Raw genomic sequence first — 23541 nt, 5'->3', positions numbered from 1 at the left:
GAAACGCGCGGTTCCTTCTTATACAGCCATCAGATCGGCTTCTTTCTGCTTCACAGCCACTTCGATTTCAGCGACGAACTTGTCGGTCAGCTTCTGGACGTCATCAGCAGCACGACGCTCTTCGTCTTCGCTGATTTCCTTTTCCTTGACCAGGTCTTTCAGTTGACCCAGCGCATCACGACGGATGTTGCGCACGGCAACGCGACCGTCTTCAGCCGCTTCACGCGCCTGCTTGGTGAAGCCCTTGCGGGTTTCTTCGGTCAGGGCGGGCATGGTGATCAGCAGCAGCTCACCCAGGTTGGTCGGGTTGAAGCCCAGGCCGGAGCTCTGAATGGCCTTGTCGACGGCAGCCAGCATGTTGCGCTCGAACGCTACCACTTGCAGGGTGCGCGAGTCTTTCACGGTCACGTTGGCAACCTGGTTCAGCGGGGTGTCAGCACCGTAGTAAGGCACCATCACGCCACCCAGGATGCTTGGGTGAGCCTGACCGGTACGGATGCGGCTGAACGCGTGAGCCAGCGATTCCAGGGACTTCTGCATGCGCTCTTGAGCGTCTTTCTTGATTTCGTTGATCATTCTTCGCCTTCCTCGATCAGAGTTCCTTCAGCGCCGCCCACTACGATGTTCAGCAGAGCGCCTGGCTTGTTCATGTTAAACACCCGCAACGGCATGTTGTGGTCACGGCACAGGCAGATGGCGGTCAAGTCCATCACACCCAGCTTGCGATCCAGCACTTCATCGTACGTCAGGCGATCAAATTTCTCAGCATGCGGATCCTTGAATGGATCGGCAGTGTACACACCATCGACCTTGGTTGCCTTGAGCACCACGTCTGCACCGATTTCGATGGCACGCAGGCAGGCAGCGGAGTCGGTGGTGAAGAACGGGTTGCCGGTACCGGCGGCGAAAATCACCACATCGCCGGACTTCAGCAGGCGGTCAGCCTTGCGACGGTCGTAATGGTCGGTCACGCCAACCATGGTGATCGCCGACATGACGATGGCCGGAATGTTGGAACGCTCCAGCGCGTCGCGCATGGCCAAGGCGTTCATCACGGTGGCCAGCATGCCCATGTGGTCGCCGGTGACACGGTCCATGCCCGCCTCGCTCAGCGCAGCACCACGGAACAGGTTGCCGCCGCCGATGACCAGGCCTACCTGCACACCGATACCTACCAGCTGGCCAACTTCCAGGGCCATGCGATCCAGCACCTTCGGGTCGATGCCGAAGTCTTCCGAGCCCATCAGGGCCTCGCCGCTAAGTTTGAGCAAAATGCGTTTATAGCGAGGTTGACGACCACTAACCTGCTGAGCCATTGCGAATCTCTCCTGCGGCGTTAAAAAATTCTGAGCGGGCTGTTTGCAGCCTGCGCTAACTCTAGCTTGGCACTGCTGCAGTGCCATCGGAAGCGGCCTTGTAAGCCACGATTCCGTCTTTCACTTTGACAAAGAGGCTGCGCGCGTGAGCGGGCAGCCTCTTTGTGGCGACAGTGGTTAAACCGTCTTACTGCTTGGCAGCAGCCAGCTGGGCGGCAACTTCTTCAGCGAAGTTGTCGACTGGCTTCTCGATGCCTTCACCGACTTTGAAGTAGGTGAACGAAACGATTTCAGCGCCAGCTTTCTTGGCCAGTTCGCCGACTTTGACTTCCGGGTTCTTGACGAACGGTTGTTCGACCAGGGAAGCTTCAGCCAGGAACTTCTTGATGCGACCGTCGATCATGTTGGCGACGATGTTCTCAGGCTTGCCTTTCATCTTCTCTTCGTTCAGCTGCAGGAACACGGCTTTTTCGCGTTCGATGGCTTCGGCGGAGACTTGCGATGGCAGCAGGAACTCTGGGTTGCTGGCGGCCACGTGCATGGCGATGTCTTTGGCCAGCTCGGCGTTGCCGCCTTTCAGGGCAACCACTACGCCGATCTTGTTACCGTGCAGGTAGGCGTCGACAACGTCGCCTTCAACACGTACCAGACGACGGATGTTGACGTTTTCGCCAACTTTGGCAACCAGGGCTTCGCGAGCGCCTTCCTGAGCGGCGATCAGCGGGGCTGCGTCGGTCAGTTTGTCGGCCAGGGCTTTTTCAACGCTGGCAGCCACGAAGTTCTTGAAGTCGTCCTGCAGGGCCAGGAAGTCGGTCTGCGAGTTGACTTCCAGGATGACGGCCGACTTGTTGTCAGCGTCAACTTTAACGGCGATAGCGCCTTCAGCGGCAACGTTGCCAGCTTTCTTGGCGGCCTTGATGGCGCCCGAAGCACGCATGTCGTCGATCGCTTTTTCGATGTCGCCGCCAGCCTTGGTCAAGGCCTTTTTGCAGTCCATCATGCCTTCGCCGGTACGCTCGCGCAGTTCTTTGACCAACGCTGCAGTAATTTCTGCCATTTCAAAATCCTCTTGGATAGGTTTTCAACCATTCCACCCGATTGGCACGGGCGCTCAATTCTTGAACACTGCCAGCTACTGCGTTAAAAAAATGCAATGACTACGCAGACAGGTTCTCGAGGTGGCAAAAAGGGGGCCTAGCCCCCTTTTTGCGTACCGAGTAAACGCTGGGCGTCTAGACTCAGCCTTCTACCGCTGCAGCAGGTGCGTCCTGGACGTACTCTTCGGTACCGCCAGCAACGTGGTTGCGGCCACGGATAACGGCGTCAGCCATCGAACCCATGTACAGCTGGATGGCGCGGATGGCGTCATCGTTACCTGGGATGATGTAGTCAACGCCTTCTGGGCTGGAGTTGGTATCGACTACGCCGATAACCGGGATACCCAGCTTGTTGGCTTCGGTGATCGCGATGCGCTCGTGATCAACGTCGATAACGAACAGTGCGTCAGGCAGACCGCCCATGTCCTTGATACCACCCAGCGAGCGATCCAGTTTTTCCAGATCACGGGAGCGCATCAGGGCTTCTTTCTTGGTCAGCTTGGCAAAGGTGCCATCTTCGGCCTGGGTTTCCAGGTCGCGCAGACGCTTGATCGAAGCACGGATGGTTTTGAAGTTGGTCAGCATGCCGCCCAACCAGCGGTGGTCGACGTACGGCGAACCGCAACGTGCTGCTTCTTCAGCAACGATCTTGCCAGCCGAACGCTTGGTGCCGACGAACAGGATCTTGTTTTTGCCCTGGGCCAGGCGTTCAACGAAAGTCAGAGCTTCGTTGAACATTGGCAGGGTTTTTTCAAGGTTGATGATGTGAATCTTGTTACGCGCGCCGAAAATGTACTTACCCATTTTCGGATTCCAGTAACGGGTTTGGTGACCGAAGTGCACACCGGCCTTCAGCATATCGCGCATGTTGACTTGGGACATGATAGTTCCTTGATAAGTCGGGTTAGGCCTCCACGTACCCCAATGACCAACCAGCAGCATTAAGCTGAAGGCACCCAGGTCATCGTGCCGGCACGTGTGTGGGTTTGTGCTTTCGGGGCTATCCCCGGAAAGCGGCGCATTTTATACCACAGAACCTTTGCCAGCGAAACCCGAATTCACGTTGTCGATCAACGACTTTTGCGTGCGAGCTTGTTTCGCGCAACAATGGCCCCATGACTCTATATAGAGAAGCGATGCCTGGCGACAGTTCCGGCTGCCGTACGTCTGGTAGAATCGTTTCATCCCGTGTTTGCCTGCGCGTTCGCGCGCCTAGAGAGACCGTATGACCGTTACCATCAAGACCCCCGAGGACATCGAGCACATGCGCGTGGCCGGCCGCCTGGCCGCGCAAGTGCTGGAAATGATCGAACCCCACGTCAAGCCTGGCGTGACCACGGAAGAGCTGGACCGCCTGTGCCATGACTTCATCGTCAATGAGCAGAAGGCCATCCCTGCCCCGCTGAACTACAAGGGCTTCCCCAAGTCGATCTGCACCTCGATCAACCACGTGGTATGCCACGGCATCCCCGGTGACAAGGTACTGAAGGACGGCGACACGCTGAACATCGACGTCACCGTGATCAAGGACGGCTACCACGGCGACACCAGCCGCATGTTCCACGTGGGCACCGTGCCGGTGTGGGCCGAGCGCCTGTCACAGGTCACCCAGGAGTGCATGTACAAGGCCATCGAACTAGTGAAACCTGGCTGCCGCCTGGGCGACATCGGCGAAGTGATCCAGAAGCACGCTGAAAAGAATGGCTTCTCGGTGGTACGCGAGTTCTGCGGCCACGGCATTGGCAAGGTGTTCCACGAAGAGCCGCAGATTCTGCACTACGGCCGCGCCGGCACCGGCATGGAGCTCAAGGAAGGCATGACCTTCACCATCGAGCCCATGATCAACCAGGGCAAGGCCGACACCAAGGTGCTGGGCGACGGCTGGACCGCCATCACCAAGGACCGCAAGCTGTCGGCGCAGTGGGAACATACCTTGGTGGTGACCGCCACCGGTTATGAGATCTTCACGTTGCGGGCCGATGACACGATTCCGCGGGTTTCTGCGTAGGGCTTGATAGGGGTGGTGGGGCCTTCCCGGGCAGAGCCCGGTCCTACACCGTTCGCGGCAGTGGTGTCAGTTAGGCAAAGCGGTCCGCCTTGGGAAGCACACATCGACCTGCGGTGCGCCAAAAGGCTGCGCTTTGCATCACTGACACCACTGCCGCGGACGGTGTAGGACCGGGCTCTGCCCGGGAAGGCCCCACCACCCAATCAAGCCAACCCCAATACAGTTCAGGAAGGCCCATTCGATGCCCCAGGTGGATCCGGAGTTGTTCGATCGCGGTCAGTTCCAGGCGGAACTGGCCCTCAAGGCGAGCCCCATCGCCGCGTTCAAGAAAGCCATTCGCCAGGCCCGCGAGGTGCTCGACGGGCGTTTTCGCGCCGGCCGCGATATTCGCCGCCTGATCGAAGACCGTGCCTGGTTTGTCGATAACATCCTGCAACAGGCCTGGAACCAATTCGACTGGAGCGAGGAAGCCGACATCGCCCTGGTGGCCGTGGGTGGCTATGGCCGCGGTGAGCTACACCCCTACTCCGACATCGACCTGCTGATCCTGCTGGAAAGCTCGGACCACGAGATTTTCCGCGACTCCATTGAGCGTTTTCTCACCCTGCTGTGGGACATCGGCCTGGAAGTGGGCCAGAGCGTGCGCTCCATCGAAGAGTGCGCCGAACAGGCCCGCGCCGACCTGACCATCATCACCAACCTGATGGAAAGCCGCACCGTGGCCGGCCCCGAGCGCCTGCGCAAGCGCATGCTGGAAGTCACCGGCACCGCGCACATGTGGCCCAGCAAGGAATTCTTCCTGGCCAAGCGCGCCGAGCAGAAGGCGCGGCACCACAAGTACAACGACACCGAATACAACCTGGAGCCCAACGTGAAGGGCTCCCCGGGCGGGCTGCGCGACATCCAGACCATCCTCTGGGTTGCCCGCCGCCAGTACGGCACCCTGAACCTGCACGCCCTGGCCGGCGAAGGCTTCCTGCTGGAAAGCGAGAACAACCTGCTGGCCAGCTCCCAGGAATTCCTGTGGAAGGTGCGCTACGCCCTGCACATGCTGGCCGGGCGCGCCGAAGACCGCCTGCTGTTCGACCACCAGCGCAGCATCGCCGGGCTGCTGGGCTTCAAGGACAGCGACGCGAAGCTGGCCATCGAACGCTTCATGCAGAAGTACTACCGCGTGGTGATGAGCATCGCCGAACTCAGCGACCTCATCATCCAGCACTTTGAAGAGGTGATCCTGGCCGACGACGTGGGCAGCGTCACGGCGCCGATCAATTCGCGCTTCCAGCTGCACGACGGCTACATCGAGGCGGTGCACGCCAACGTGTTCAAGCGCACGCCGTTCGCCATGCTGGAAATCTTCGTGCTGATGGCGCAGAACCCCGAGATCAAGGGCGTGCGGGCCGACACCATTCGCCTGCTGCGCGAACATCGCCACCTGATCGACGACGATTTCCGCAACGATATCCGCAACACCAGCCTGTTCATCGAACTGTTCAAGTGCGAGATTGGCATCCACCGCAACCTGCGACGCATGAACCGCTATGGCATCCTGGGGCGCTACCTGCCCGAGTTTGGCCATATCGTGGGGCAGATGCAGCATGACCTGTTCCACATCTACACCGTGGATGCGCACACGCTGAACCTGATCAAGCACCTGCGCAAACTGCAATACACGCCGGTATCGGAGAAATTCCCGCTGGCCAGCAAGCTCATGGGCCAGCTGCCCAAACCTGAGCTGATCTACCTGGCCGGCCTGTACCACGACATCGGCAAGGGCCGTAACGGCGACCATTCGGACCTGGGCGCCATCGACGCCGAGGCCTTCTGCCAGCGCCACCAACTGCCAGTGTGGGACAGCCGCCTGATCGTGTGGCTGGTGCAGAACCACCTGGTGATGTCCACCACCGCCCAGCGCAAGGACCTGTCCGACCCGCAGGTGATCCACGACTTCGCGCAACTGGTGGGCGACCAGACGCACCTGGACTACCTCTATGTGCTGACCGTGGCCGACATCAACGCCACCAACCCCAGTCTGTGGAACAGCTGGCGCGCCAGCCTGCTGCGCCAGCTGTTCACCGAGACCAAGCGCGCCCTGCGCCGTGGCCTGGAGAACCCGCTGGACCGCGAAGAGCAGATCCGCCAGACCCAGAGCGCCGCCCTGGACATTCTGGTGCGCGCCGGCACCGACCCTGATGATGTGGAGCAACTGTGGTCGCAACTGGGCGACGATTACTTCCTGCGCCACACCGCAGGCGACGTGGCCTGGCACAGCGACAACATCCTGCAGCAGCCACTGGACGGCGGGCCGCTGGTGCTGATCAAGGAAACCACCCAACGCGAATTCGAGGGCGGCACGCAGATCTTCATCTATGCGCCCGACCAGCACGACTTCTTCGCGGTGACCGTGGCGGCCATGGACCAGCTCAACCTCAACATCCATGACGCACGCATCATCACCTCCAGCAGCCAGTTCACCCTCGACACCTACATTGTCCTGGACACCGATGGCGGCTCGATCGGCGACAATCCCGTGCGCGTGAAGGAAATCCGTGACGGCCTGGCCGAGGCCCTGCGCAACCCCGATGACTACCCCAACATCATCCAACGCCGGGTGCCGCGCCAGCTCAAGCATTTTGCCTTTGCGCCGCAGGTCACCATCCATAACGATGCGCAGCGCCCGGTGACCATCCTGGAGCTCAGCGCCCCGGACCGTCCCGGCCTGCTGGCGCGCATTGGAAAGATTTTCCTGGAATTCGACCTGTCGCTGCAGAACGCCAAGATCGCCACCCTGGGCGAACGCGTGGAAGACGTGTTCTTCATCACCGACGCCGACAACCAACCGCTTTCCGATCCGCAGCTGTGCAGCCGCCTGCAGGATGCCATCGTCGACCAACTGAGTGTCAGCCAGCCGCAGGGCGTCGAGCTGTCGCGCCTGAGCATTTAGAGGAACATTCGTGAACAACGCTTTGAACCAGCTTCAGCCCTACCCGTTCGAGAAATTGCGCAAGCTGCTGGGCGCCGTCACGCCCAACCCCGACAAGCGCGCCATCGCCTTGTCGATCGGCGAGCCCAAGCACCGCTCGCCGGCGTTCGTGGCACAAGCCCTGAGCGACAACCTCGACCAGATGGCTGTATACCCCACCACCTTGGGCATCCCGGCGCTGCGCGAGGCCATCGGCCACTGGTGCGAGCGCCGCTTCGGCGTGCCGGCCGGCTGGATCGACCCGGCGCGCCACGTGCTGCCGGTCAACGGTACCCGCGAGGCGCTGTTCGCCTTTACCCAGACCGTGGTTGAACGCAGCGACGACGGCCTGGTGATCAGCCCCAACCCGTTCTACCAGATCTACGAAGGCGCAGCGCTGCTGGCCGGGGCCAAGCCGCACTACCTGCCGTGCCTGGACAGCAACGGCTTCAACCCGGACTTCGACGCCGTATCGGCCGAGACCTGGGACCGCTGCCAGATCCTGTTCCTGTGCTCGCCGGGCAACCCCACCGGCGCGCTGGTGCCGATGGACACCCTGAAGAAACTGATCGCCCTGGCCGACAAGCACGATTTCGTGATTGCCGCCGACGAGTGCTACAGCGAGCTGTACTTCGACGAGCAAACCCCGCCACCGGGCCTGCTGAGCGCCTGCGTGGAACTGGGCCGTGAGGACTTCAAGCGCTGCGTGGTATTCCACAGCCTGTCCAAGCGCTCCAACCTGCCCGGCCTGCGTTCGGGCTTTGTGGCCGGTGACGCCGAGATTCTCAAGGCCTTCCTGCTGTACCGCACCTACCATGGCTGCGCCATGCCCGTGCAAACCCAGCTGGCCAGCATCGCCGCCTGGAATGACGAAGAGCACGTGCAAGCCAACCGTACCCTGTACCGCGAGAAGTTCGACGCCGTATTGGCGATCCTGGCACCTGTGATGGATGTACAGCGCCCGGACGGCAGCTTCTACCTGTGGCCGAAAGTGCCGATGGACGACGCGCAGTTCTGCCAGCAGCTGTTCGAGCAGCAGCATGTGACCGTGGTGCCAGGTTCTTACCTGTCCCGCGACGTCGACGGCGTGAACCCGGGCGCCGGCCGAGTGCGCATGGCCCTGGTCGCACCGCTGGCCGAGTGTGTTGAAGCCGCCGAACGCATTCGCGACTTCATCACACAACGCTAACAAGCGCCCCACACCGCGACCCAGGTAGGCCCCTACCACGGACAGCGTAGGAGCCGACCTTGGTCGCGATACAGCCACCGCGATGCAGCAGGGATGACGCCATCGCGGCCAAGGCCGGCTCCTACGGACCGGTGGTCATGCCGGCTCTGGACAACGCCCACCCCCTGGGCTAAATATGGGGAACGCGCAGGCTTTGCGCGCGCATTACTTCTACCCTTTCAGCGCTCACGCGTGGCGGTAGCCGTCCCCCGGCTTTCTTCGCCAACGGTTTTCTGCGCCTCGAATCCATCCCCTCGTCGAGCATCCGGCCATGACCACCCACCATAACCCGGCGCTAGGCTATCGCCCGGAAATCGACGGCCTGCGCACGCTCGCCGTACTCCCGGTGATTCTGTTTCACGCTGGCTTCTCGGTATTTTCCGGCGGATTCGTTGGCGTTGACGTGTTTTTCGTGATCTCCGGCTACCTGATCACTTCAATCATCATTGCCGAACTGCAGGCGGGCCGGTTCTCGGTCATCACCTTCTACGAACGCCGGGCGCGGCGCATCCTGCCGTCGCTGTTCGTGGTCCTGTTCACCTGCCTGCCCTTGGCCTGGCTATGGCTCAACCCGCTGGAATTCAAATTCTTCGCCAAGAGCCTGGTGGCGGTGCCGACCTTTTCATCGAACATTCTGTTCTGGCGTGAGAGCGGTTACTTCGACGTGACCTCCGAGCTCAAACCGCTGTTGCATACCTGGACGCTCGCGGTGGAGGAACAGTACTACCTGGTGTTTCCGCTGCTGCTGATGGCTTGCTGGCGGCTGGGCCGCACGCGCTTGCTGGTCCTGCTCGCCGCCCTTGCCATTGCCAGCCTGGCGCTGGCCGAACACGGTGCCACGCGCCAATCCTCGGCGGTGTTCTACTTGCTCAGCGGTCGCGCCTGGGAGTTGCTGACGGGCTCATTCATCGCTTTCTATTTCGCCTGGCGCCCCACTGCGAATCAAGGCGACGGGCCGACTCATCAAATGGCCACGCTGATGGGCGTGGCCCTGATCGCCTATGCCATTCTCGCCTTCGACAGCACCACGCCCTTCCCCGGCTTGCATGCGCTGGTACCCACCGCGGGCGCCGCGCTGATCATCCTGTTCGCCAATCACCACACCTGGGTGGGGCGGCTGCTGAGTACCCGACCGTTCGTACTCATCGGCCTGATCAGCTACAGCGCCTACCTGTGGCACCAACCGATCTTTGCCTTTGCCCGCGACGGCAACCTGATGGAGCCCAGCCCGTTGGCCATGCTGGGGCTGTCGGCGCTGTCGCTGGTGCTGGCCTGGTTGAGCTGGCGCTTCGTAGAACAGTACTTTCGCCGCAAAAGTGCCATCAGCCGCAAGCAGGTATTTACCGCTGGCGCCTTCGGCTCTGTGCTGTTCATGGCCCTGGGCCTGACGGGTTACTTCAACAACGGCTTCGCCAACCGCTTCGACGTGGGCCCGGCAGCGCTTGAAGCCTTTGCCTACACGCAGATTCGCGTGCCCTGCGACAAAAACTACAAAGGGGATGGCTGGAGCATCGACTTTTGCCGCTTCGGCGCCGCCCGCGCCGACGTGACGCCCGATGTCGCTGTGTTCGGCGACAGCCATGCCGAAGTACTGCTGCCCGCGTTCGACGCCAGCGCCAAGGCTCTGGACAAGACCGTGGTACACATCGGCCTGGCCGGCTGCCCGCCGCTACTGGGGGTCGATGTGGCGCGCGGCAACTATGAGCCCGGCGTGTGCCCGGCCCTGGCGCAGCGCGAGTACGACTACGTGAAGGCCAACGGCATTCGCCAGGTGATCCTGGTGTCGCGCTGGACGCTGTATACCGACGGCGAGTACGACAAGGCGCAAAAGTCGGATTACTTCCTGGTCTCCGACAGCCAGCGGCAACTGGGCAAGGAGGCGTCGCGCCAGGTGTTCGAACAGGGGCTGGCGCGTACCGTGCAGGCGTATGCCGCCCTGGGCACACAACTGGTCATCGTCGAGCAGGTGCCGCAGCAACAGGTCGATGCAAAAAACCTGTATTACCGGCTGGCCCGCGGCGGGCACCTGGACGAGAAAAACACCTTGGCCCGGGTAGGCGAATTCTCTGTACCGCGTGGCAAGCATGAGCAGTTGCAGCAGTTCAGCCGCCACCTGATGGAACTCGACAGCGGGCCGGGCAAGGCGACACTGCTGTCACTGGACAACCTGTTCTGCCGGCAGACTGAGTGCCTGATCGGCGACGATCAGCCTTGGTACATGGATAACAATCATTTGAATGCCCGCGGGGCTGCGCTGGCGGTGAGCGTGATCGATCAAGTACTGGAACACTAGGGCATCATCTATGTAACACCCTTGCAGCAACCAGCAAGGCGACGCTGTGACTCCCTTTTCGGAGACATCAGCATGCACAGCCACTTCTGCAAAGCCATCCATTGCCCTGACCCACACCTATCGTCCACCAAAGCCATCGAAGAAAACCCCGACAATGCCCCCTTGGGTAGCGGCCGCCGCAAGCGCTCGGTGGGCGAAGTCAAGAAACTCTGGAAGCCAGGACGCACCCTCAGGATCGCCTTCGTCAACGAGCCTTCACAGGCTTACCGCGATGCCGTCAAGGCCGCTGCGAGCCTGTGGTTGCCGTGGGTCAACCTCACGTTCGATTTTGTCCCCGGCAAGCGGGGTGAAATCAAGATCTTCACCGACTACGACCAGACCTACTCGCTGATCGGCACCGATGCGCTGACAGTAGGCCCCAGCGACGCCACCATGGTGCTGGGCCTCAAGCTGGACGACCCGCATTTTGAAGCCAAGGTGGTACATGAGTTTGGGCATGCCCTGGGCATGCACCACGAACACCAGCACCCTGACGCCGATATTCCGTGGGATGTACCCAAGGTGTATGCCCACTTTGCCAAGGAAGGTGTATCTGCTGCGGAGGTGGATCAGCAAATCCTTAACAAAGTGGATCGCAGCCTGATGCTGGCCAGCCGCTACGACCGCAACTCGATCATGCACTACCCGGTGCGGCAGGAATTGACGCTGGGTGACTGGTCGATCCCGCAAAACCTTAAGATCAGCAGCAAGGACAAGGCGTTCATGCGCAAGGCGTATCCGCCGGCGTAATACCTTGTAGCCGCTGCCGCCAGGCTGCGCTGGCCCTTGTTTACGCTGGAGATCTCAAGTAAGGCATCAGGCCAGCGCAGCCTGGCGGCAGCGGCCACAGATTTCAGCAATTCAGCGCTTCACGCCCAGATTGGCCTCGTTGAGGTCCAGTTCACTGAGAATCTCGCGCAATACGTCATCACCGATATGGTGGTGACGACGCAGGTCATAAAGCTCCAGGCGCTGCGCCCGCAAGCCGCGGATACGCAGGCGCCGCTCCAGCTGGTCCATCTGCTGCGCCAGGGCCTGGGCTTCGGCGGAGTCGTTGTACACCTCCAGCTGGTGGCGATACTCGGCCATGATCTGCGCCTTGAGCTCAGTGGCCAGGGCGGCCTGGGCCGCATCGGGCGCAGGCGCGGCCGGGTCGGTGACCTCCTCGGTTTCCAGCGCCCGGATGGCCGCCTCGGCGGTACGCCGCCACACCTCGCGCACCTCCTTGCGCATGGCCTCATCAGAACTCTTCTCTACCCCTCGCAACAACAGCGGCAAGGCAACGCACGCCGCCACCAGCGACAGCAGAATCACCCCTGCGGCGATGAAGATCAGCAGATCGCGCTCGGGAAAATCCTGCCCCGCCCCCAGCAGCAGTGGTACCGACATCACGCCGGCCAATGTCACTGCACCGCGCACGCCACCCACCGTCAACAACCAGCACGACCGCGCCGTGGGCATCAGCACGATGGTTTCCTTGCCCCGCCAGCGCCGCAGCATGCCGATAAAGCGCCAGGTGCTTTGCACCCAGACAAACCGCAACACCACCAGCACGGCAAAAATGCACGCCACATCGAACATCCGATAGGCCAGGGTGGGCCACAGCGACGCCTCGTGACTGCTGACCGCCTTGATGATGTCCGGCAGTTGCAGGCCCAGCAGCAGGAAGATCAGGCCATTGAAGGCAAATTCCAGCAACGACCACACGCTGCGGTTGAGCAGTCGCGTGCTGGTCTGGCGCGGCAGCAGGTCCAGCCAGCTTTGCATCATGCCTGCCGCCACCGCCGACAGAATGCCCGAAGCCCCTACACGCTCCGCCACCACGTAGGCGGCGAACGGCAGCAGCAACATGAACACCACGTGGGTGGCGGGATCATCCCAGCCACGGTCGATCATCCACACGCGCAGCCGTCCCACCAGCCAGCTCATCACCACGCCAATCGCCAGGCCGCCCAGCGCCACCAGCACGAACGTCAGGCTGGCCTCGGCCAGGGAGAAGTAGCCAGTCACCGCAGCGGCCAGTGCGAACTTGAAGGTCACCAGGCCCGAGGCATCGTTCATCAGCGCCTCGCCTTGCAGGATGCGCATCAGCGGCGTGGGCAGCTTGTCCTGGGCAATGGCCGACACCGCCACGGCATCGGTAGGCGACAACACGCCCGCCAGGGCAAAGGCCACCGGCAGGGGGATGGCGGGGATCAGCCAATGGATGAAATACCCGGCGCCCACCACCGTGAACAGCACCAGCCCCACTGCCAGCATCAGGATCGAGCCGCGATAGCGCCACAGGTCACGCTTGGGCATGCGCCAACCGTCGGCGAACAGCAGCGGTGGCAGGAACAGAAACAGAAACAATTCCGGGTCCAGCGCCACATGCAGGCCCAGGGTCGGCCACGCCAGGATGGCGCCCGCGGCGATCTGCACCAGCGGCAATGGAATGGGTATCACCCTGGCCACCAGCCTCGAGATGCTGACCAGCATCAGCAGGATCAGGACGGTGTAGGCGGTTTGCATAGGATGGTTTTCCCCTTTTCGTTCTCACCAGTGCCCGGCGATATGGACCACGCCCGACATCAAGCGATACATCTTAACGACCAACGCTGATCCAGGCTTGTGCACCATGGTCGCAGGTGAAAACAGAACTTGAACAGGACGCCGCGTCATGACAATTTACAGCCCGATCCCTCACGAAGTCGTCAGCCGTATAGTCGACGGACTAACCCCCATCCGTGCCTGGCGCGAATACCTGAACCTGACACAGGATGAGGTTGCCCGTCGCATGGGCATCACTCAGTCGGCGTACGCCCAACAGGAAACCGTGGCCAAGCCGCGGAAGGTGACCCGCGAAAAAATCGCGACCGCGTTCAGGATCACTGCACAGCAACTGGAACTTTGAATCGATTTGCAAGGTAACAGTCATGGCGCCGAAAGAATCGATCCCGCATAATTCGTGGATTCGTTTCCAGGAGATAGCAGAGCAAGGCCCACCCGCAGGGCCGCTCCCTTTGAAACCATGGCTTATACACTGTTTGGCATCAAGGCCTGCGACACCATGAAGAAGGCCCGCACCTGGCTCGACGAGCACGGCGCCGCTTACGCCTTTCATGATTACAAGACCCAGGGCATCGACCGTGATCACCTGGAGCAATGGTGCAATGAACACGGCTGGGAAGTCGTGCTCAACCGCGCTGGCACCACCTTCCGCAAGCTCGCTGACGAGCAGAAGGCCGATCTGGACCAGGCGAAGGCCATCGAACTGATGCTCGCCCAGCCCTCCATGATCAAGCGCCCGGTGCTGGACCTTGGCCACCGGACCCTCGTGGGCTTCAAGCCCGATATTTATGCGGCGGCCGTCCAGCAATAATGCTGGCAACAGGCCCCATTCATTTGCAAAGAGGTAACTGCATGTCCACTACCCTGTTCAGCCTGGCTTTCGGCGTCGGCACCCAGAATCGCAACGGCGCCTGGCTGGAAGTGTTCTACGCACAACCACTGGTTTCGCCTTCGGCCGAGCTGGTCGCCGCCATCACTCCTATCCTGGGCTACACCGGTGGCAATCAGGCCATCACCTTCACCACCGCCCAGGCTTCGCAACTGGCTGAAGCCGTGAAAGGCGTCGACGCTGCCCAGGCCGCCGTACTGACCCGCCTGGCCGAAAGCCACAAGCCACTGGTCGCCACCCTGCTGGCCGAAGATGCTGCCCTGACCTCCACCCCGGAGGCGTACCTGAAGCTGCACCTGCTGTCGCACCGCCTGGTCAAGCCGCACGGCGTGAGCTTGGCCGGCATCTTCCCGCTGCTGCCAAACGTGGCGTGGACCAGCCAAGGCGCAGTCGACCTGGCTGAACTGGCCGAACTGCAACTGGAAGCGCGCCTCAAGGGCGAGTTGCTGGAAGTGTTCTCGGTGGACAAGTTCCCGAAAATGACCGACTACGTGGTCCCGGCCGGCGTGCGTATCGCCGATGCCGCCCGTGTGCGCCTGGGCGCCTACATCGGCGAAGGCACCACCATCATGCACGAAGGTTTCGTCAACTTTAACGCTGGCACCGAAGGCCCGGGCATGATCGAAGGCCGCGTGTCGGCTGGCGTGTTCGTGGGCAAGGGCTCGGACCTGGGCGGCGGCTGCTCCACCATGGGTACCCTGTCGGGCGGCGGCAACATCGTGATCAAGGTGGGCGAAGGCTGCCTGATCGGCGCCAACGCCGGTATCGGTTTCCCACTGGGCGACCGCAACACCGTGGAAGCGGGCCTGTACATCACCGCTGGCACCAAAGTGGCCCTGCTGGACGACAGCAATCAGCTGGTCAAAGTGGTCAAGGCCCGTGACCTGGCCAACCAGAACGACCTGCTGTTCCGTCGCAACTCGGAAACCGGCGCCGTGGAATGCAAAACCCACAAGTCGGCCATCGAGCTGAACGAAGCGCTGCACGCTCACAACTAAGCGGCACCGCGCAGGCCCGGCGCTATGCCGGGCCTGACTGCCCCGAGCCCCGATATCATGTTCCAGCCCTCCCCGTGGCGCGCCCACTTCCCGGCCATCGCCGCCCTGCAACGCCAGCACCAGACCTATCTGGACAATGCGGCAACCACTCAGAAACCCCAGGCCCTGCTCGACGCACTGGCCCACTATTACAGCCACGGCGCCGCCAACGTGCACCGTGCGCAACACCTGCCTGGCGCCCTGGCCACCCAGGCGTTCGAAGCCAGCCGCGAAAAAGTCGCGCAGTGGCTCAACGCTGCCAGCCCCAGCCAGATCATCTTCACCCATGGCGCCACCAGCGCCCTGAACCTGCTGGCCTATGGGCTGCAAGCCTGGTTCCGGCCCGGCGACGAGATCGTCATCAGCGCCCTGGAGCACCATGCCAACCTGCTGCCCTGGCAACAATTGGCCCAGCGCGCCGGCCTTGGGCTGGTGGTACTGCCGCTGACCGATGCAGGCCTGATCGACCTTGAGGCAGCCGCCAACCTGATTGGCCCGCGCACGCGCCTGCTGGCCGTCAGCCAGCTGTCCAATGTGCTGGGTGCCTGGCAACCGCTGGAGCCGCTGCTGGCGATGGCCAAGGCGCATGGCGCCCTGACCGTGGTCGACGGTGCCCAAGGCGTGGTCCATGGTCGTCATGACGTGCAGCAACTGGGCTGCGACTTTTACGTCTTTTCCAGCCACAAGCTGTATGGCCCGGATGGCGTCGGCGTGCTCTACGGCCGTGCCGAGGCCCTGGGGCATTTGAACCACTGGCAGTTTGGCGGCGAGATGGTGCATGTCGCCGACTACCACAGCGCCAGCTTTCACCCCGCGCCATTGGGTTTCGAGGCCGGCACACCGCCGGTCGCCGGTGTCATCGGCCTGGGGGCTACGCTGGACTACCTGGCCAACCTGGATCATCAGGCCGTCATGGCCCACGAAAGCGCGCTGCATGGTTTGCTGCTGCGCGGCCTCAATGACCGCGAGGGCATCCGCTTGCTGGGCTCGCCGCAGCTGGCGCTGGCCAGCTTTGTGGTTGAAGGCGTGCATAACGCGGACCTTGCCCACCTGCTGACCGAACAGGGTATTGCCGTGCGTGCCGGGCACCACTGCGCCATGCCGCTGCTCAAGGGCCTGGGGCTGGGCGGCGCCATTCGTGTGTCATTGGCGCTGTACAACGACAGCGACGATCTGCAGCGCTTCTTCGAGGCGCTGGACAAATCACTGGAGCTATTGCGATGAACCTGCCCGCACAGGCTGCCGAAGCGCTGGCCGCTTTCGAGCAGGCCGCAGGCTGGGAACAGCGTGCGCGGCTGCTGATGCAGTGGGGTGAGCGCCTTGCCCCTTTGGCCGACGACGAAAAAACCGCCGAGCATCTGGTGCACGGGTGTGAAAGCCAAGTGTGGCTGATCGCACATCAGGTTGACGGTCAGTGGCAGTTTCGTGCCGGTAGCGACGCGCGGATGATTCGCGGCCTGCTGGCGCTGTTGCTGGTGCGGGTCGAGGGCTTGAGCGCGATTGAGCTGAACGCGCTGGACCTGCCAGGCTGGTTCCAGCAGTTGGGCCTGGGCCGTCAGCTCTCGCCCTCGCGCAGCAATGGCTTGAATGCAGTGCTAAAACGCATGGCCCAACTGGCCGGTTGATCGGCGGCGACTATTTCGCGGACACGGTCCGCTCCTACAGGGCCCACGCAATCCTGTAGGAGCGGACTGTGTCCGCGAAACAGGCGGCGCGCAGCCTTGCTCAGGCGCGTTCTGAAGGACGCCGAACACCCGCCACCAACTTGTCCACCGCCCGCGCCGCCGCCACCATGCCGAACGTCGCAGTCACCATCATCACCGCACCAAACCCACCGGCACAATCCAGCTTCACCCCCTCCCCCACAAACGCCTTGGTCAGGCACACGCCCCCCTTGTTGTCGGGGTAGCGCAGCTGTTCCGTGGAGTACACACACGGCACGCTGTAATGGCGGGTGGTGTTGCGCGAAAAACCATAATCACGGCGCAAACAGGAACGCACATTCGCAGCCAATGGGTCATTGTGCGTACGATTCAGGTCACACACCTTGATCTGCGTCGGATCAATCTGCCCGCCCGCGCCGCCCGTGGTGATGATGCCGATCTTGCGCCGCTTGCACCACGCAATCAGCGCCGCCTTGGCCAGCATGCTGTCGATGCAGTCGATCACAAAGTCCAGGTCAGGGGTGATGTACTCGGCCATGGTCTCGCGGGTGACGAAGTCGCTCACCGCATGCACCGTGCACGCAGGGTTAATGGCGCGCAGGCGCTCGGCCATCACCTCGACCTTGGCCTTGCCGACATTGCCTTCCAGCGCGTGCAACTGGCGGTTGGTGTTGCTCACGCACACATCGTCCAGGTCGAACAGCGAGATCTCTCCCACACCGCTGCGGGCCATGGCCTCGGCCGCCCACGACCCCACGCCGCCGATGCCGACAATGGCCACATGGGCGGCGCGCAGGCGCTGCATGCCCTCGCGGCCATACAGCCGGGTAACACCTTCGAAACGTGGATCTTCTGTGCTCATGACCTGGACCTCAAAAACCGGCGCGCATTATAGGCGTGTCACGGGCTTAGATCACCTGCTGCGTTTAATGCGCTACAACTAATAGCAGGCAAGAACTTAACCAAAAAATTCCAATCTAAACGTATGTTTTCGGACATCTCCTATACACACTTGTAACGTGCAGAGTAGGATGCGCGCCGGTTCGGCGCCTGTCGCCGGCACTCCCCCGTTCCCCCGCTTCGGAACCCAAGCCCCCATGTCATCGCGTAAATTTGGTCTCAACCTGGTGGTAGTCGTCGCGATCGCGGCCCTATTCACAGGTTTCTGGGCGCTGATCAACCGCCCGGTCACCGCCCCCGACTGGCCTGAACAGATCTCCGGTTTTTCCTATTCTCCGTTCCGCCTGGGCCAAAGCCCGCAGAAGGAGCAATACCCCACTGACGACGAAATGCGTCAGGACCTTGAGCAGATGAGCAAGCTGACCGACAGCATCCGCATCTACTCGGTGGACGGCACCCAGGCCGATATCCCCAAGATCGCCGAAGAGTTCGGTCTGCGGGTGACGGTGGGCGTGTGGATCAGCCCGGACCTTGAGCGTAACGAGCGCGAAATCGCCAAGGCCATCGAACTGGCCAACAGCACCCGCAGCGTGGTGCGTGTGGTGGTGGGTAACGAAGCGCTGTTCCGCAAGGAGGTCACGGTCAAGGACCTGGAGGCCTACCTGGACCGCGTACGCGCCGCCGTGAAAGTACCGGTGACCACGTCCGAACAGTGGCACATCTGGGAACACAATCCATCCCTGGCCAAACACGTTGACCTGATTGCCGCACACATCCTGCCGTACTGGGAGTTCATCCCGATGGACAAGGCCGGCCAGTTCGTCCTGGACCGCGCGCGGGAACTCAAGCACATGTTCCCCAAGAAGCCGCTGCTGCTGTCTGAAGTGGGCTGGCCGAGCAACGGCCGCATGCGCGGTGGCGCCGACGCCACCCAGGCGGATCAGGCCGTCTACCTGCGTACCCTGGTGAACAAGCTCAACCGCCAGGGCTACAACTACTTCGTGATTGAAGCGTACGACCAGCCATGGAAAGCCAGCGACGAAGGCTCGGTGGGCGCCTACTGGGGCGTTTTCAACGCTGCGCGCCAACAGAAATTCAACTTCGAAGGCCCGGTAGTGGCCATCCCGCAATGGCGGGTACTGGCCGTAGGCTCGGTGGTGCTGGCCATGCTGTCGCTGGCCCTGCTGCTGATCGACGGTTCGGCGCTGCGCCAACGCGGCCGCACCTTCCTGACCTTCATCGCCTTCCTGTGCGGGTCGGTGCTGGTGTGGATCGGCTATGACTACAGCCAGCAATACAGCACCTGGTTCAGCCTGACGGTCGGTTTCCTCCTGGCCCTGGGCGCCCTGGGCGTATTCATCGTATTGCTGACCGAGGCCCACGAACTGGCTGAAGCCGTATGGACCCACAAGCGCCGCCGTGAATTCCTGCCGGTGGAGGGCGACTCAAACTACCGGCCGAAAGTGTCGATCCACGTGCCGTGTTACAACGAACCGCCAGACATGGTCAAACAGACCCTGGACGCCCTGGCCGCGCTGGATTATCCGGACTATGAAGTCTTGATCATCGACAACAACACCAAGGACCCGGCCGTTTGGGAACCGGTGCAGGCGTACTGCGAAACACTGGGCCCGCGCTTCAAGTTCTTCCACGTCGCCCCACTGGCCGGTTTCAAGGGCGGTGCGCTGAACTACCTGATCCCGCACACCGCGCCGGATGCCGAAGTGATCGCCGTGATCGACTCCGACTACTGCGTGGACAAGAACTGGCTCAAGCACATGGTGCCGCACTTCGCCGATCCGAAGATCGCCGTGGTGCAATCGCCCCAGGACTACCGCGACCAGAACGAAAGCACCTTCAAAAAGCTGTGCTACGCCGAGTACAAGGGCTTCTTCCATATCGGCATGGTGACCCGCAACGACCGTGACGCGATCATCCAGCACGGCACCATGACCATGACCCGTCGCACGGTGCTCGAAGAGCTGGGCTGGGCCGACTGGTGTATCTGCGAAGATGCCGAACTGGGCCTGCGCGTATTCGAAAAGGGACTGTCGGCGGCGTACTACCACCACAGCTACGGCAAGGGCCTGATGCCCGACACCTTCATCGACTTCAAGAAGCAGCGTTTCCGCTGGGCCTACGGCGCCATCCAGATCATCAAGCGCCACACCGCCAGCCTGCTGCGCGGCAAGGACACCGAACTGACCCGCGGCCAGCGCTACCACTTCCTGGCAGGCTGGTTGCCATGGGTGGCCGACGGCATGAACATCTTCTTCACCGTGGGCGCCCTGTTGTGGTCGGCGGCGATGATCATCGTGCCGCAACGGGTCGACCCGCCGCTGCTGATTTTCGCGATTCCGCCCCTGGCGCTGTTCGTGTTCAAGGTCGGCAAGATCGTATTCCTGTACCGTCGCGCCGTGGGCGTAAACCTCAAGGACGCGTTCGCTGCTGCATTGGCGGGCCTGGCGCTGTCGCACACCATCGCCAAGGCGGTGCTATACGGCTTCTTCACCACCAGCATCCCGTTCTTCCGCACGCCCAAAAACGCCGACAGCCATGGGCTGCTGGTGGCCATCTCGGAAGCCCGTGAAGAGCTGTTCATCATGTTGCTGCTGTGGGGCGCGGCGGGTGGTATCTGCTTCGTGCAGGGCCTGCCGAGCTCCGATATGCGCTTCTGGGTGACCATGTTGCTGGTGCAGTCGCTGCCGTACCTGGCGGCGTTGATCATGGCGTTTTTGTCGTCGCTGCCCAAGCCGGCGCCGGCGCCGGAACCGGTGACAGCGCAATAACCCGAAGAGGCCCGCAGATGCGGGCCTTTTTTATGGGGTATCGGCGCGCTACGACAAAAAACGATGAACAATCAATACGCCAAGACCTATGACGAAGGTTACGGAAAAGGGGATGAGTCCATAGGTTTCGGCCCAGGACTCCTTCCGGCCCATGCTCTCATCTAGCCGTGCGATGGCTTTGTCGATGGCAGCCTGATGTCGTTCCGTTGCATTATTCATGGGAATACCTCTCATATTCACCACAGCCTAGTGTGGCTCCAAAACTGGAGCAATGTTGAAAATCCGCCAAACTGTTTCGCCATCTGGGCGTTGCGACCCAATATCCCATCTCAAAACTTGTTCCAGATGCCCGCAAGCGCGGTAACGACGGCAGCGCCAACCAACGCTGGATAGAGCATCCCTTCGCGTTTCAGCTTTACAGTCTCTGCTCTCAGCTTTTCGGTTTCGGAAACCAGTTTTCGGGTTCCATCAGCGTCCTGCGGTTCTCGATGAAAACCACCTCACCCTCGGCACTTGCCTTATCGTCCAGATACATTCCATTGCCTCCATGATTGGCATTCAGGGCGTAAGGAACATTCTGCCGAGGCGCGATAAGGAAATATGCCGGTTGTCTCCGACACTTCTGTAGGAAGCTTCTCCTTTTGAACCATTCCTGTCGCTCCCCTTCTAGCCAGTTGCTGCCGCAGGCTAGAGGAGTGCGCCAGCCCCGCCAATCTCGTTGGCCCTGCGCCGTCGTCCGTTTTGCTTTAAGATGTCGCCCTCTTTCCAAGCGCCTTGCCCTGTTTCCGGAGTCTTTCCCATGACGGCCCACGCCGACCTTTCGCCGACGCTGCAGCTTGCCTGCGACCTGATTCGCCGCCCTTCGGTCACCCCCGTGGACGCCGACTGCCAGAAGCTGATGATGCAGCGCCTGGGTGATGCCGGCTTCAAGCTTGAGCCGATGCGCATCGAAGACGTCGACAACTTCTGGGCCAGTCACGGCACCCAGGAAGGTCCGGTACTGTGCTTCGCCGGCCACACCGACGTGGTGCCTACCGGCCCGGTCAGCGCCTGGCAGACCGACCCGTTCGACGCCCTTATCGACGAGCAGGGCATGCTCTGCGGCCGTGGCGCGGCAGATATGAAAGGCAGCCTTGCAGCCATGTTGGTGGCGGCGGAGCGCTTTGTCGGCGACTACCCCGACCACCGCGGCTCGGTGACCTTCCTGATCACCAGCGACGAAGAAGGCCCGGCCCACCACGGCACCAAGGCCGTGGTCGAGCGCCTGGCCGCGCGCAACGAGCGCCTGGACTGGTGCATCGTCGGCGAACCATCGAGCACCACCCTGGTGGGTGACGTGGTCAAAAACGGCCGTCGCGGCTCACTGGGCGCGACCCTGACCGTGCGCGGCAAGCAAGGCCACGTGGCCTACCCGCACCTGGCGCGCAACCCGATCCACTTGGCCGCGCCGGCCCTGGCCGAACTGGCCGCCGAGCACTGGGACAACGGCAATGCGTTCTTCCCGCCGACCAGCTTCCAGGTCTCCAACCTGAACTCGGGCACCGGCGCCACCAACGTCATCCCGGGCGACCTGACCGCCGTGTTCAACTTCCGCTTCTCCACCGAATCGACGGTAGAAGCCCTGAAGGCACGCGTGGCCGCCATTCTCGACAAACACGAGCTGGACTGGCACGTGGACTGGGCGCTGTCGGGCCTGCCGTTCCTGACCGAGCCGGGCGCCCTGCTGGACGCCGTGTCGGCCAGCATCAAGGCCGTTACCGGCCGCGACACCCAGGCTTCCACCAGCGGCGGCACTTCCGATGGCCGCTTCATCGCCACCCTGGGTACCCAGGTAGTTGAGCTGGGCCCGGTCAACGCCACCATTCACCAGGTCAACGAGCGCGTGCTGGCCAGCGACCTCGATGTGCTGACTGAGATCTACTACCAGACCCTGGTGAAACTGCTCGCATGATGCTCACCTGCCCCATCTGCAACGCCGGCCTGGCCAACGCCAGCGTCGGCACCGGCGTAGTATGCCCCGCTGGCCACAGCTTCGACCGTGCTCGCCAGGGTTACCTGAACCTGCTGCCGGTGCAGCACAAGAACAGCCGCGACCCGGGCGACAACCAGGCCATGGTCGAGGCGCGCCGCGACTTCCTCAACGGCGGGCACTACGCCCCCGTGGCCCAGCGCCTGGCGGAACTTGCGGCCGAGCGCCAGCCCGGCCGCTGGGTGGACATCGGCTGTGGCGAGGGTTACTACACCGCGCAAATCGCCGAGGCCCTGCCCAAGGCTGACGGTTACGCGCTGGATATTTCCCGCGAGGCGGTCAAACGTGCCTGCAAACGCAATCAGGCCGTCACCTGGCTGGTGGCGAGCATGGCGCGCATCCCGTTGCCGGACGCCAGTTGCCAGTTCCTGGCCAGCGTGTTCAGCCCACTGGACTGGCAAGAGGCCAAGCGCCTGCTGGTGCCCGGTGGGGGCCTGATGCGCGTGGGACCTACCCGCGAGCACCTGATGGAACTGCGCGAGCAGCTGTACGACGAAGTGCGCGAGTACGTCGACGACAAGCACTTGCTGCAAGTGCCCGAAGGCATGGTTCTGGCCCACAGCGAAACCCTGAAATTCAAGATCAAGCTGATCGATGGCCCGTCCCGCGCCAACCTGTTGGCCATGACGCCCCACGGCTGGCGCGCCAGCGCCGAACGTCGCGCCAAAGTCATCGAGCAGCCACGGCCCTTCGTGGTCACCGTTTCCATGCGGTACGATTATTTCGTGCTGCAACCCTGA

Annotated in this window: 19 protein-coding genes and 1 pseudogene; 13 read left to right on the top strand and 7 right to left on the bottom strand. The window is 62.1% G+C overall.

The window, feature by feature from the left end; genetic code table 11:
• Window positions 1–18: 18 nt before the first annotated feature.
• The 4 genes from frr to rpsB form a co-directional block, all read right to left on the bottom strand.
• Window positions 19–576, bottom strand: coding sequence for a ribosome recycling factor (frr, locus tag ACZ9GA_RS03115; protein ID WP_416422843.1), 558 nt, complete (start codon window positions 574–576; stop codon window positions 19–21).
• Window positions 573–1316: a UMP kinase gene (pyrH, locus tag ACZ9GA_RS03110; protein WP_008366369.1), complete on the bottom strand. Its 744-nt coding sequence runs from the start codon at window positions 1314–1316 to the stop codon at window positions 573–575. Before pyrH ends, frr begins: the two co-directional genes overlap by 4 nt.
• A 187-nt stretch (window positions 1317–1503) precedes the next feature.
• A complete protein-coding gene (gene tsf / locus ACZ9GA_RS03105) occupies window positions 1504–2373 on the bottom strand; it encodes a translation elongation factor Ts (RefSeq protein ID WP_455924313.1) in 870 nt (289 codons plus the stop codon).
• Window positions 2374–2554: 181 nt separating this feature from the next.
• Window positions 2555–3295 (bottom strand): 30S ribosomal protein S2, encoded by a 741-nt coding sequence (gene rpsB / locus ACZ9GA_RS03100; protein ID WP_008366367.1) that lies wholly within the window; start codon window positions 3293–3295, stop codon window positions 2555–2557.
• Window positions 3296–3638: 343 nt separating this feature from the next.
• Between rpsB and map the strand changes: the two genes are divergently transcribed.
• The 5 genes from map to ACZ9GA_RS03075 all read left to right on the top strand — a co-directional run bounded on the left by map (window position 3639) and on the right by ACZ9GA_RS03075 (window position 11693).
• Window positions 3639–4421, top strand: a complete 783-nt coding sequence (gene map, locus ACZ9GA_RS03095) for a type I methionyl aminopeptidase (RefSeq protein WP_027978826.1) — start codon at window positions 3639–3641, stop codon at window positions 4419–4421.
• Between the two features lie 241 nt (window positions 4422–4662).
• Window positions 4663–7365: a [protein-PII] uridylyltransferase gene (locus ACZ9GA_RS03090; protein ID WP_457357161.1), complete on the top strand. Its 2703-nt coding sequence runs from the start codon at window positions 4663–4665 to the stop codon at window positions 7363–7365.
• Between the two features lie 10 nt (window positions 7366–7375).
• Complete coding sequence (gene dapC / locus ACZ9GA_RS03085) at window positions 7376–8572, top strand: succinyldiaminopimelate transaminase (protein WP_457357163.1); 1197 nt, start codon at window positions 7376–7378, stop codon at window positions 8570–8572.
• Window positions 8573–8882: 310 nt separating this feature from the next.
• The gene (locus ACZ9GA_RS03080; RefSeq protein WP_457357165.1) at window positions 8883–10904 is read left to right on the top strand and encodes an acyltransferase family protein; all 2022 of its coding nucleotides are present in this window, start codon (window positions 8883–8885) and stop codon (window positions 10902–10904) included.
• A 72-nt stretch (window positions 10905–10976) separates the two neighbouring features.
• Window positions 10977–11693, top strand: a complete 717-nt coding sequence (locus ACZ9GA_RS03075) for a M12 family metallopeptidase (RefSeq protein ID WP_457357167.1) — start codon at window positions 10977–10979, stop codon at window positions 11691–11693.
• Between the two features lie 111 nt (window positions 11694–11804).
• Here the strand turns inward: ACZ9GA_RS03075 and ACZ9GA_RS03070 are convergent, their stop codons facing one another.
• Window positions 11805–13454, bottom strand: coding sequence for a Na+/H+ antiporter (locus ACZ9GA_RS03070; RefSeq protein ID WP_457357169.1), 1650 nt, complete (start codon window positions 13452–13454; stop codon window positions 11805–11807).
• A gap of 166 nt (window positions 13455–13620) precedes the next feature.
• Here ACZ9GA_RS03070 and ACZ9GA_RS03065 point away from each other — a divergent pair.
• From ACZ9GA_RS03065 to ACZ9GA_RS03045, 5 genes and pseudogenes are all read left to right on the top strand, one after another.
• A pseudogene (locus ACZ9GA_RS03065) lies at window positions 13621–13836 on the top strand (helix-turn-helix domain-containing protein); the annotation flags it as partial.
• 117 nt (window positions 13837–13953) lie between these two features.
• Window positions 13954–14304: an ArsC family reductase gene (locus tag ACZ9GA_RS03060; RefSeq protein ID WP_457357171.1), complete on the top strand. Its 351-nt coding sequence runs from the start codon at window positions 13954–13956 to the stop codon at window positions 14302–14304.
• A 41-nt stretch (window positions 14305–14345) separates the two neighbouring features.
• Window positions 14346–15380 (top strand): 2,3,4,5-tetrahydropyridine-2,6-dicarboxylate N-succinyltransferase, encoded by a 1035-nt coding sequence (gene dapD / locus ACZ9GA_RS03055; protein ID WP_457357173.1) that lies wholly within the window; start codon window positions 14346–14348, stop codon window positions 15378–15380.
• 57 nt (window positions 15381–15437) lie between these two features.
• On the top strand, window positions 15438–16643 hold the full coding sequence (locus ACZ9GA_RS03050; protein WP_476226247.1) for an aminotransferase class V-fold PLP-dependent enzyme: 1206 nt from the start codon (window positions 15438–15440) through the stop codon (window positions 16641–16643).
• Window positions 16640–17044 carry a SufE family protein gene (locus ACZ9GA_RS03045; RefSeq protein WP_457357175.1) on the top strand — a complete coding sequence of 135 codons (405 nt, stop codon included), beginning with the start codon at window positions 16640–16642 and terminating at the stop codon, window positions 17042–17044. Before ACZ9GA_RS03050 ends, ACZ9GA_RS03045 begins: the two co-directional genes overlap by 4 nt.
• A 100-nt stretch (window positions 17045–17144) precedes the next feature.
• Here the strand turns inward: ACZ9GA_RS03045 and tcdA are convergent, their stop codons facing one another.
• A complete protein-coding gene (gene tcdA / locus ACZ9GA_RS03040) occupies window positions 17145–17945 on the bottom strand; it encodes a tRNA cyclic N6-threonylcarbamoyladenosine(37) synthase TcdA (RefSeq protein ID WP_457357177.1) in 801 nt (266 codons plus the stop codon).
• A gap of 235 nt (window positions 17946–18180) precedes the next feature.
• On the opposite strand from tcdA, the gene ACZ9GA_RS03035 reads away from it, so the two are divergent.
• Window positions 18181–20772 carry a glycosyltransferase gene (locus tag ACZ9GA_RS03035; protein ID WP_457357179.1) on the top strand — a complete coding sequence of 864 codons (2592 nt, stop codon included), beginning with the start codon at window positions 18181–18183 and terminating at the stop codon, window positions 20770–20772.
• 48 nt (window positions 20773–20820) lie between these two features.
• Here ACZ9GA_RS03035 and ACZ9GA_RS03030 read toward each other — a convergent pair whose 3' ends face one another.
• The gene (locus tag ACZ9GA_RS03030) at window positions 20821–20991 is read right to left on the bottom strand and encodes a hypothetical protein (protein ID WP_457357181.1); all 171 of its coding nucleotides are present in this window, start codon (window positions 20989–20991) and stop codon (window positions 20821–20823) included.
• A 580-nt stretch (window positions 20992–21571) separates the two neighbouring features.
• Here ACZ9GA_RS03030 and dapE point away from each other — a divergent pair.
• Window positions 21572–22723 carry a succinyl-diaminopimelate desuccinylase gene (dapE, locus tag ACZ9GA_RS03025; RefSeq protein WP_457357183.1) on the top strand — a complete coding sequence of 384 codons (1152 nt, stop codon included), beginning with the start codon at window positions 21572–21574 and terminating at the stop codon, window positions 22721–22723.
• Window positions 22723–23541 carry a putative RNA methyltransferase gene (locus tag ACZ9GA_RS03020; RefSeq protein WP_457363590.1) on the top strand — a complete coding sequence of 273 codons (819 nt, stop codon included), beginning with the start codon at window positions 22723–22725 and terminating at the stop codon, window positions 23539–23541. Before dapE ends, ACZ9GA_RS03020 begins: the two co-directional genes overlap by 1 nt.

Source organism: Pseudomonas sp. TE3644, from assembly GCF_056278815.1.
The sequence above is the reverse complement of the archived record's forward strand: the minus strand, read 5'-3'. Positions and strand labels throughout refer to the sequence as shown.